This window comes from Nodosilinea sp. LEGE 07088 (assembly GCF_015207395.1).
Classification (GTDB): domain Bacteria; phylum Cyanobacteriota; class Cyanobacteriia; order Phormidesmidales; family Phormidesmidaceae; genus Nodosilinea.
This window is the reverse complement of sequence record NZ_JADEWX010000182.1, coordinates 1-11,358: the sequence shown is the minus strand read 5'-3', so window position 1 is coordinate 11,358 and position 11,358 is coordinate 1. Positions and strand designations below refer to the sequence as shown.

Annotated in this window: 4 protein-coding genes; all 4 read left to right on the top strand. The window is 61.0% G+C overall.

Annotation, left to right across the window (positions count from 1 at the left end):
• The first annotated feature begins 91 nt into the window (after window positions 1-91).
• On the top strand, window positions 92-706 hold the full coding sequence (locus tag IQ254_RS25970; protein WP_193969059.1) for a hypothetical protein: 615 nt from the start codon (window positions 92-94) through the stop codon (window positions 704-706).
• A 3-nt stretch (window positions 707-709) separates the two neighbouring features.
• Entirely contained in the window at window positions 710-4,111 is a 3,402-nt protein-coding gene (locus IQ254_RS25965; RefSeq protein WP_193969058.1) for a hypothetical protein, read from the top strand.
• A complete protein-coding gene (locus IQ254_RS25960; RefSeq protein WP_193969057.1) occupies window positions 4,111-8,556 on the top strand; it encodes a hypothetical protein in 4,446 nt (1,481 codons plus the stop codon). The genes IQ254_RS25965 and IQ254_RS25960 overlap by 1 nt, the downstream gene beginning before the upstream one ends.
• The coding region (locus tag IQ254_RS25955) for a hypothetical protein (RefSeq protein WP_193969056.1) at window positions 8,553-11,358 on the top strand (2,806 nt) is incomplete at its 3' end. The genes IQ254_RS25960 and IQ254_RS25955, both read left to right, overlap by 4 nt.

Sequence of the window (11,358 nt, the reverse complement as noted above, 5' to 3'; positions counted from 1 at the left end):
GCCCCAGCCCCACCGAAGTCGCCGAAACCCTGACCGAAATGGTCAGCGCCATCCTCCAGGCCCAGGCCCAACGCCATGGAGTGGATCTGTCATGAGAGTGAAACCCGTCCTCGGCGATTGGGAAATTCCCCGGATTGCGTCGATTCGCACCCTGGAGCAGCGCCGCTATGTGGAACTGGCGGTGCCGGGTAAAGTGGGCAGCCTGTTTCAGGATCTGAACACGGTGCCGACGCGGGTGGCGATCGCCGGTAGCCTCTACGGCCAGGAAGCCCAGAGCGACTTTCTCGAAGCCCTGCGGGAGAAGTTCTTTGCCGGGGAGCCGGTTACCTTTGTGGCCGATATTCTCACCGCCACCGAATTGCAGTACGTGATTATCGAAACCCTCGATTTGCAGGAGAGCGGCCTGCGCCCCGACCAGCTCGACTATTTTCTGGTGGTGCGAGAGAGTCCACCGCCGCCGCCGCCGCCCAACCCCCTGGGCGGCCTGGATACGGGGCTACTCGACGATGCCGCCGGGTTCTTAGACACCGTCACCGGGGCGCTGGATGCGATCGCGGGCTTGGGCAATCTTCCCGATATCGCTGACCCCACGCCGCAGCTATCAGGGGCCCTGGATGGCGTGACCACGGCCACCGCTGGCCTGGAGGAATCGCTGGCACCGCTGACGGCAATTTTTGGCAGCCTCGATCAGGAGGACGACGTATAGGCCATGGCTGAAGGAACGCTGGTTGTCAATATCCGCGATTTGGAGAGTGCCCTGGGTGGGGTGAGCGATCTGAGTGGCCAATTTGAGGCTGCCGCCACCGCCTCGGGCTCGATTTCGGGCGGGGTTGATGGGGTTGCAGGCCAGCTGACGGGGCAGGTGTCGGGCCTGTTTGAGTTTGACTCGACGGCCCTGATCGCCCAGATCAACGAGCTGTTTGGGGGGTTGGCACTCCAGGCGGAGGTTGACCCCTCCCCGGCACTGGCGGGGTTTGAACAGCGCATCGGGGCGGCTGACCAGGCGATCGGCGGCGATTTAATCGGCCAGCTTCAGTCTGTAATTGAGGCGGTGCAGGGCATTGCCGACGGCATTCCCGAAAACCGCACCGAGATTTTTAACGCCCTGGTCGATCAGCTCTTGCGGGTGTTGGCCAGCCTCGACGGCCCCGAGGCCGAAACCATTCGCGCCTGGGTGCAGTCGGTGCAAGATCTGAGCCGCAACCTGCTGCCGCTGATCGACCAGGCCGCTACGGTGGCAAATCCCCAGGCCCTGGTGGTGCAGGTGTTTCAGCAGGCCCTCGACAATGTGCTCGATACCCTGGGCTACGGCTCGGTAAAGCACCTAATCGACCAGCTGGAGGCCTTTTTGGCGGCGCTGCTGCCCACAGCAGTGGTCGAACCGGTGGCCAACGGCCTGACCCTGCTCAGCGGCAGCTTTAGCCAGACCCTGAGCCTGGCCCCCGCCGACTACCCTCAGTTTCGCGAGGCGGTGGTCGAAACCTCCATCGCCATGCAAGCCCTGCGGCAGGATCTGCGCCCGCTGCTGGGGGAGATCAACCGGGTGCTCGACACGCCGCTGTTTCAGCCCAACGCCCTGGAGAACTATCTGCGAGAGCAGCTCGATCAGGCCCTGGCCGTGCCCATTCGCGAGGCCCAGCGGATCGAAGATCCCTTCAATGCCCTGTTTGATCGCATCGATACCGCGATCGCGGGTATTGACCTGAGTTTTGTGCGCGACGAGGTGCTGGGCTTTTTTGCCACCACCCGCGACACCCTGGAGACTGCCAACCTGGGCAGCATTGGCGACACTCTGCAAGGCGCACTGGCCCCGGTAGAGCAGGTGGTGGGCGATCTCGAAAGTGGCGTCGGCGACCTGCTGGGGGAAATTGCCGAATTCTTCGCCGGGCTGGTGCAGCAGCTGCGCGACCTGGCGGGCAATGTGGGCGATTTTTTGCCCAACGGCCAGTTTCAGTACCGCTTTGAGCAGGATTTACGGTCTCTGTTTGAGCAGGCTGAGGTGGCGATCGCAGGCGACCCCACCAACCCCAGCGCCCCCAGTCTGGCGGGCACCCTGGCCGAGTTCCAGAGCTTCCTCGATGGCACCCTGGGCCAGCTCAGCGCTCTGCTCACCCCGCTCGAAACTGCGATCGCCGACGTCACCGACCAGGCGGTGGCGGGCATCAATGACTTCACCAGCTTTCTCACCGGGCTAAATATTCCGGCTCTGCTGGAGAACCTGCGCACCAAGGTCACCGAAATTCTCGACCAGCTGGCCCCGATCGACTTTGCCGTGGTGATCGACCCGGTTGTCGCCGAGATAGAAGCCGCCGCCGACAGCCTGGGCCAGATCGACCCCGCATCGCTCAATGAGCTGCTGCGGGAGGCGCTCAAGGCGGCCCTGGATCTGGTGATCACGATTGATCTCAGCGGCACGATCACGCCGCCCCTGCGCGAGGGTTTCGCAGCCATTAAACAGGTGCCCCAGGCGGCGATCGACGCCCTGCAGGCGGGCTATGAAGAGGCCCTGGCCCTACTCGACGCCCTCAACCCGACTCAGCTTTTAGCGGTGCTATTTTCGGCCTTTGACGTGGTAGAAGCGGCGATCGCATCCCTCGATCTCACCGCCCTGCTCCAGCCCCTGGACGATCTCCACCGGCAATACCTGCAGGCGCCCCTGGCATCGCTGCAACCCTCCAGCCTGGTCGAGCCCCTGGGGGCAGCCTTTCAGTCGGCGACGGCCAGCTTTGCGCAGCTCGACAGTGCCCAGATCATCGCCCCCCTGACCGAGCTGCTCGATCGCCTCAAGGCCAGCGTCACCGGCCTCGACCTGACCCGGTGGATCGACCAGCTGCTGGCCCTGGTCAACCAGATCCAAGACGGCATTCAGGCGATTCGCCCCTCGGCGCTGCTGGCCCCGCTGACGGCAGAATTCGCCCGACTTGAAACCGAGCTAGATCGGGTCAGCCCCTCGGTGCTGTTTGCCCCCGCCATCGAGCTGGCCGCCCCCCTGGTGGCCCTGCTCGACGATGTGCAAGAGAGCGTGGTGACTGCCCTCCACGCCATGTTTCAAGCGCCATTGGCCCTGCTCGACCAGCTTCAGCCCGAGGCGCTGACGGCGCAGATTCACGGGGCGATCGACCAGGTGCTGGCGGCGCTGCGCAGCTTGAATCTACCGGGGCGGTTTAACCAGCTCAAGGCCCAGCACTTTGACCTGAGGCTGGCGGTGCAGACCCCTGGGGCCGAAGCCAAGCTGGCCCTGGTGGGCAACCTCGACCCGGAAGCAGAACTGGGGGAGCTGGTGGCCCTGTACACCCGGCTGGTGGGCGGCCTGGAGGCGTTGAAGCAAAACCTTGACCTCAGTCGCCTGGGCGATCTGTATATAGAACTGCGCGAGCAGCTGCTGGGCCTGCTGCCCCCCTACGCTCGCCAACTGCTGGATGTGGAAACCTTTAAGCGGGTAATGCGCCTGGCTGACCCGACCCGGTTTCTCACCGCGCTAGATGAACGGTTTGAGGCCCTAAAAGAACGGCTGCTGCCGATTCGCCCCGAGGATATTGGGGCCGAGCTCGATGCCACCTACGACACCGTGGTGGGGTTGCTCGATGGGCTGGCGATCGCAGACAGCTTGACTCAGGTGCGCAGCACCATTGAGCGGCTCCAGGGCATTGTTACCAACCTGCGGGTCGACTTTTTGGCCACGGATATTGACCAGGCGCTAGATCAGGTGCGGGCCCTGATCGACGGCCTCGACCCGATGCGGATGGCGGCGGGGCTCGACACCCTCTACCTCCGGCTGCTGGATGTAGTCGAAAGTACCCTGCCCTCGCGACTGCTGGCGGGGTTAACCGCCCTGCTCGATCAGGTGCAGGGACTGGTCAACTCGGTGAATCCGCGGGTGCTGCTGGAGCCGCCGTTGCTGGCGGCCTGGGCCGCGATCCAGGCGGCGCTAAATGACATCGATTTGACCGTGGTGCTGATGCCATTGATCGACAAGCTCGACGACTTGCAGGGGGAGTTTGAGCTCAGCTTGGGCCGCACCGAAGCTGCCTTTGACGATATGCTGCGGGCCGCTCGGGGTGCCCTCAGCGGTAGTGCCAGCGCCAGTGTCGGCGGGGGGGTAAGTCTGTAATGGCTGAGATCGATCGCACCGTTTTTGTCAGAGTAGTCACCCTCGACCCGGTGGTGGGGACGCCGATTCCGGTACCCGACGCTCGGGTGACGGTGCAGCACCGCCGCACTGCCTGGTTTGACCAAACCCTCTCCCAGGGCAATCCGGTCACCGACAGTGACGGCATTGCCGAGGTGGTGCTGCGGTTTGAAGAGGAGGATGAGGCGGGCCTCAACCCCTACTTCACCCTGGCGCTGCCCGAGGGGCTGCGGCAGGTGTCAGGCGATACTCTCGACCCGCTGCGGCCCAGTTTTACCCTGCCGGGAGATTGGGAGAGCCGCCACGACAATGCCAGCCGCATTCGCAACTTGACCACCGACTTTGGCGATCGCGCCTCCCCCTTCACCGTCTACATGGGCCTGGGTGCCCAGCTACAGCTTTCCTACAGCGATTTTCGGGCCGCTCACAGCAACCCCATTGCCCTCCCCGAGAATGCCGTCGAGGTGGTGGTGATCGATGAGGATATTTTCTTCGACGACACCCTCAAGGGCGTGGGTTACCACCCTCGCGAAAATCGGATCATCCCCTTTGGTAAAACCGAGGCCGACGATCGCAACGACGACCGCTACCCCTACTTTGATATTGCCCCCACTGTCCCTTACGCCTTGGATTTATCGGCCGCCGAGGCCGCCCAACCCCGCGCCTGGATTGACCCACCCGGTGCGCCCTTGGGACTGCTGGGCGGCGGCAGTTTTGAGCAGGTGGGGCTGCTGGCCACCGACGCCCACGGGTTTGTGTTCATGGTCGATAGCGCCCCTGCTAACCCGGTGATTCACCGCTTTTATCCCGATGGCACCCTGTGTGAAACGATCGCGACCTGGGGAGAGGACGACAGCCCCTTCACTACCATCCATGGCCTGGCCCTGGATCAAGAGCAACGGCTCTACGTGATCGATGACACTCAGGTGCTCATCTTCAGCCTGGACAGTGGACAGGTGGAGCTGACTTCCCAAGGGCAGCTGCCCGTGAGTGTCGGTCGATACGGGCTAGTTGGCCGCCTCCAGCGGTGGGATGATATCGACCCCCTGGAGGGCCAGAAAGAATTTGGCCGCCCTTCGGGTATTGCTGTTGTTTCGGGCGAGGCCAGGTTTTCGGGTTCAGAGTTGTTGGTGGTGAGCGATGTTGGCGTTGAGACACCAACGTTGTTTGAAAGCGGGCCAGCCTTGCATGTCTTTACAACCGGCGATGCCCCGAGATCCCAGGGTAGTCTTACCGGAGCAACGGTACAGGCTCCCCATAGCTTGAGTAGCAGTTTCGATGGCAGTCTGCTGGTGTGCGATCGCAGTCGTCACAGTCTGACTCGCTGGCTGCCAGGTACCGAAATTTTGGGGCCTGCTTTTATTTCTGACTGGGATGTCATCGGTACCGCTGGCGGTGGTTCTGGCCCCTTCGCCACGCCCCAAGTAGTGGCGATGGATCGCAAAAATGAGGTGGTCTACGTCATCGATGGAAGCAATCCTCAACTGCAGCGGCTTAACTTTACCGACGGCACCCCCCTCCCGGCCTGGAGCACTCCCTATGCCGAATCACCGACCAATCCCTTCTCGCCTGTGGCCCTGGCTATCGACGAGCGGGGCGAGATCTATGTAGCCGATGGCGGCAATAATCGGCTGGTGAGGTCTTCGACGTTTGCTGCCAATGGGGATGCGCTAGCGATCACATCTCTGCCTCGCCCGGTGCAAATCTGGACGCCTCACAGCGAGCTACCCCACCTGCATCAGCCAGCCTACGTGCACCTCGATCAGCAAGGACAGCTCTGGGTAAGCGATACCGGCAACAATCGAGTGCTGCTCTACCAATCGGACCCGGCGGTTGATGAGGAGCGTTGGCAACTAGTCAGAACGATAACCGGTATTAGTGCTCCTGCGGGAATTACAACCGCACCTACCGGCGAGGCATTTGTCGTCGAATCAGGCACTAACAGCATTCGCCAACTATCGGTGGCAGGGGATACCACTGCCACTACTACGCCTGCGGATGCTCTGAATCAGCCCAGAGGTATTGCCTATGGCGTACGCCCTGAGGGGCCAGCTGTCTACGTGGCCGACACCGGCAACAATCGAGTGCTGCGCATCAGTCTGGATGGGAGTTCTGAAAGCCTTTCGCCTGACGGAGCTGGCGGTGGTCTGAAAGCACCAGAAGACTTGGCCATTGATCGGGAGGGATTGCTGTATGTGGTCGACACCGGCAATAACCGGTTGGTACGCTTTGACAGCGCCGACGGATTTGACCGCATATTTCCCCTAGATGACTTTAGCCCTGGTTTTGAGGCTCCTGCAGGACTCTCTATTACCGCCGCCGACCAGCTTTTAGTGACGGATAGACAGCGGCAATTCGTCGCATTGTTCAGCCTGTGGCCAGTTGCCGATGCTTCTGCCCTGCGCCTTACCAGTACGTGGGATTTGCAGCGGTTTTTGCCCCAGAGCTTGTATCAGCTTCATGGAGCCGAACTCGATGGCACAGTGCATTTCGGCAGTGGGCTTGCCGTCAGACAAATTGATGATTATCGTGACCTACCCACTTGGGAGGTAATCACTGCGGGGGTGATTACAGTAGTACAGGTAGGCAATGATACGACTGAGACCAGTATCAGCGAACCTATCAGCCTGGCCTTGGGCGACCTGGTATTTAAGACCAACAATCAACCCGTCAATCAACGAGACCAGCTGGCGATTACTCGCGATGACACCATCTACCAGGCTGACCTGGCCCGCCACCTGCTGTTTTCCCGCCCAACTCGTGCGGTTCTGAGCGATGCTGGGATACTGGCTGTTGCCGATCCTGGGAATCATCGGGTGCGACTGCTGCGCACGTGCACCACCCTTCAGGGCAATCTGTTCGACTTGGGACTGGGGCTATTTGAAGGCTATCCTGACCTCTACCTGCGTGGCCGCAGTCGATATGACCTGAGTCAAGATCCTAAAACGGGTCTAAAACTAGCTGCCGGGCGCAATACCAGCCGTTTCGGCAATGCCGATCAGTACAAAACTAGCACTCTAGACGAGTACAGCGCCGATACCTATCTAACTACAGCTCGCATAACCGACCAGACTTCTCTCAAAGCCATGACCGTAAATGCTTTACGACTGATGCGAGAGGTGCAGCGCTGGTTGGTTCACATCACTCGGCGAGACACTGCCGATCAGCGGTGGGGTAACCCCGACAAACCTCAGTTCTTAGGGGCAGACATTATTTCTGATGCTCTTGGAAGTTTCCATCGCTGGTTTTCTGATGTCGTTTCTCTCGGTGCAGATCGCAGCGGTCGTGGACACGATGCCTGGGATGATTCCACCGTGGCCCACGAGGTTGGACACTGGATCTTCGATGCTTCCCTGCGGCGACGACACTTGTGCGAACTACGTCGGGGATACCGCATTAAAGAGCATTTTTCTAGCTATCTGTACTCCCAGACAGTAGCAATTATTGAAGGTTTTGCCGAGTACATCCAGCTTTTCTGGGGTAGTGAATTTGGGCCACACCAGCGGCTTCGAGGGTTTAGTCGGCAAGAATTAAATTCTCTGCGCCGTACAGACAGTGACAGCATCCTAAATTTATACGGTGAGCCCAACCTGGGTCTGCTGAGTGAAGGGTATTTTGCCAACACTCTCTGGCAAATTCACCAGGTCATCGCCAATCCGGGTCTGCGCTTTGCTGACTCCCCCTGCTACTGGTGGACCTACAACTGTCACTTGACGACCGATCAGAGTCAGCGTCTGGTCGATCTGCTGCGAGTTCCTCTGCGCCAGTTTCCTGATAACGCGCCAAACTGGGCTGATGCTCCCACTGAGCATTTATTTCAGCAGATTCTCGTCCAGGCCCATAACCAGCATCCAGAATACGTATCGCTGATTCAGCAGATTTATGAGCTCAACAACCAGCTAGGGTTCCAGCTACGCCTGCGACGACTGGAAGGGAGCAATCCGGGGCCGGTCGTCGTCAGTCCCCTAGCCCTGGCGGCAGAAGCGGAGGTGGCTCTGGTGGCCGACTTGCGTGACTCGACTGGGGCAGCTGTGGTCGGTCACAACTTGGGATTTGGGGTAAAGGGGGAGGGTAGCTTGACTATGCTGACACCCGCAGCGACACCAAATCGAGGCAGCCCCGCGAGTGATTTATTTGATTCTAGTCAAATTGATGGCGACCCAGAACAGCGCCCTACCGATGCCCAGGGAGAGGTGCGCTTTATCTATCGTGCGCCTGCCTCAGCAGCGGAGAATAGTCAACTTCAGATTGCCTACCGTCCCCGCTTTGTCAGCGATTTTCCCCGTCGGGAGGACAGCCGCGAGGTTACGTTGCAAAAACTGTATCTACAGGCCCTGAACTATGCAGGGCCGCCCGAAAACGAGCACGGAAACCTAGCGAGAATGGGTTTTCAGCTATCGCTAACCGTGGAGGTGCAGCTGTCATGACCTGTCTACCGGTTGCTGGGGTCGATATTGTGCGGGCCACCCTCTGTCGAGCCGCCAAAAAAGTGCAAATCAGGCTGGGTATTGCTGGGCCTGCAACAGCAGCCGAGCCGTGGAAAGTGCCCCTCCAGCAGTTGTTTCACCTGCGTCTGGGGGTCGAATGGGATGCCAGTATTGAGCCCCAAAATCTGGTGCTGACGTTGCGATCGCAGCTGCCCGACAGCGGTGGCCAGGTGCGCTTTAATAGCGTCGATGGCCCCGCTACCCGCACGCTAACGGGCAGCGGTGAACACGTTGTGGCCTGCTATGGCACCCGCCCCTCGGGCCACAGCGGCGCGACGGGGGATGTGCTGCTTGACCTCAGAGCCAGCGACGATCAGGCCAGTGAGCCCTTGGTGACGGTGCATCTGGCGGTACAGCCCCGGTCTCAAAGAGATATCGAGGCGGCCCTCGACCAGCTCCAGGCCGAACTGGCGATCGCCGCCCAGCCGCATCGCCCAGATGACACCGCTACTCAGCTAGTCTGGAACCGCTACGCTCGCCTGTTTGCCGACGCCCGCCTGTTTGCCGACGCCCTCGATACCTTGAACGAGGCCGCCATTCCTACCGTGGCAGGTGCGCTAGCATCCCGCTCCTTTGACCTGACCGAAATCAAGACTCACTTGGCGGCCCACGGGCAAGCCGACAGCCTGGCCGAAACCAAAGCCCGGGGACGCACCGATGCCTTCGATCCATTTCGCGGTCACTGGCGCGGCGACTGGCGGCAGGGCAATGTCTGCCCCCCAGTCATAGGCATCTGTCAAGATCACCAGTGGGGGGATACCGTGGCCCTAGCCACTCAACCCCAGCTCTACGTGCAGCGAGTGCAGCTGGGCGATGACAGCCGCCCTTACCGCGAAGGAGCCGCCGCCTGCACGGCCATCACCGAGGGCGATCGCGACTTCACGCTGCCTGCCATTAACGTGATCAATATTCAAACTGGGGTGATCGTCGGAGCCGTAGGTCTACGGGCTGCTGCCGATGGCGGCGTAATCGCCCAGCGGCCCCACGTAGGTTTCTACATTGCCCCAGGCCGACTGCTGTGGGTAGCCGAAGAAAGCCTGAGTACCGAGGGCAATACTTCCACCATCACCTACAGCGTGTTCTACGAAATTCGTGAAGGCGACACCGTCGATCAACCCCTCTATACCATTCAGGGGTTTGAGTTCTCCTGGCGGCGAAACGACACCACGGGCACCGGCACGCTTGTGGGCGAGATTACCACCAAGGCGGGCCAGTACCTCAAAATCATGACCGCTGAGGAGCGCGAGTTGGAGCGCCAGTTCCGCGATCGAAGTTTGCAGCCCGGTCACCTGGAGCAGTTCTACTACCGCCGCCAGCTCGAACGCCTCAGCCCCGACGATGTGACCGCCTTCCAGGCCAACGCTGACACCAGCGCGGCGGTGCAAAACTACCTGGAGCGTCTGCACGAGTTTGTCAGCCAGCAGAAAGCCCTGGCCGAGGCCCCGGTTGGCCCCCGCCCTGCCGTTACCTTCATCATGGGCGACGAGCCCGCCGATGCCGCCAACCAGTTTTATGCTTCGGCCCGCAATTTCTTTAGCCTCAACCCAGCCGGCACCCTGGTTACCAACCTGCGCACCCTGGTTCAAGTGCGCGACTATCTGAACAGCCACGCGGCGGTAGACAGCCCCTGGGGGGAAATCAACATCGTCGTCCACGCCAATGAAGAGGGGGGCATGAGCATTCCGGTGCGGGCAGGGGGCAACCCTATTTCCCCCGATGGTCTGGCCCAGGCGATCGCCGATGACGACATTCTTCCTCTCAATGCCGATCAGGTGGACGTGCGCACCCAGGTGCGAATTCGAGGCTGTGCCCTGGGCCGCAACAGCGAGATTTTAGAGCTCCTGAGTGCGGCTTTGGGCGATCGCGATCGCCAGCGTCCCGTCGTGCGTGCACCTAAGGGGCTGCAAATCTACGTCTGGCGATCGCTAGGGGGCACTCTCACCGAAGTTGAAGAGCACCTGGTGGAATTTTGGTTTGTCAGCTGGCCCGGCAACCCCGCCGCCCGTCCCGGTCGGGCGGCCCTGGCCCAGCAATTTCAAGACCAATACCACGACCAGCCAGTGGAGTTTGACTGGGAGCAAGCCCTCCAGGGAGGGGTGAATGGCATCAGTCAGGAAACCCGCGATCGCAGTCTGCCCTATCCCCCCTTTTCCATCACCTATGCCCCTGGCGATCTGCCGCCCCTGGGCACCTCGGCGCAACGGCTGGCCGCTGTGCTGGAGCGCAGCACCCTGGAGGCCGAACTCAATGCCGATGGCTACCAGATTGCCGATTTTAACTGGGTGATTGGGACTGGGCAACGCACCCTGGGCAGTGGCGATATCGAAGTCACCTTCACAATTAACGCCCAGCGCACTATTTTGCGGCTAGAGCGCGACCTGCGGGCCCAGCTCTCAGAGCTGCTGTTTAACCTCAACAACAATCTCCAAACCGACCTGACCAACCGCACCCTGTCGCCTGCCCTACGCCAGGCCTTCGTGGATGCCGACTATCCCCTCTCCGAGGTGGCTCGGGTGCTGATTCGAGCAGTCAACCAGCAGTGGCTGATTCTCGACCCGGCCCATCCGCTCTTGCATCAGCCTGATGCCATTCGCACCGTCTTGGTGCGGCGCACCGATGCCCACCTCACCGTCCGCCGAGAAGACCCGCTCACCACCGAAGCCGTCGTCCGCGCCCACCCTCCGGTGACCGACCTGCGCCACTTCGGCGAATACGTTCCCGCCCGCCCCGCTACCCAACCCC

Coding starts and splice junctions, on each gene's coding strand:
- IQ254_RS25970 (WP_193969059.1), top strand. CDS start 92: ATGAGAGTGAAACCCGTCCTCGGCGATTGGGAAATTCCCCGGATTGCG.
- IQ254_RS25965 (WP_193969058.1), top strand. CDS start 710: ATGGCTGAAGGAACGCTGGTTGTCAATATCCGCGATTTGGAGAGTGCC.
- IQ254_RS25960 (WP_193969057.1), top strand. CDS start 4,111: ATGGCTGAGATCGATCGCACCGTTTTTGTCAGAGTAGTCACCCTCGAC.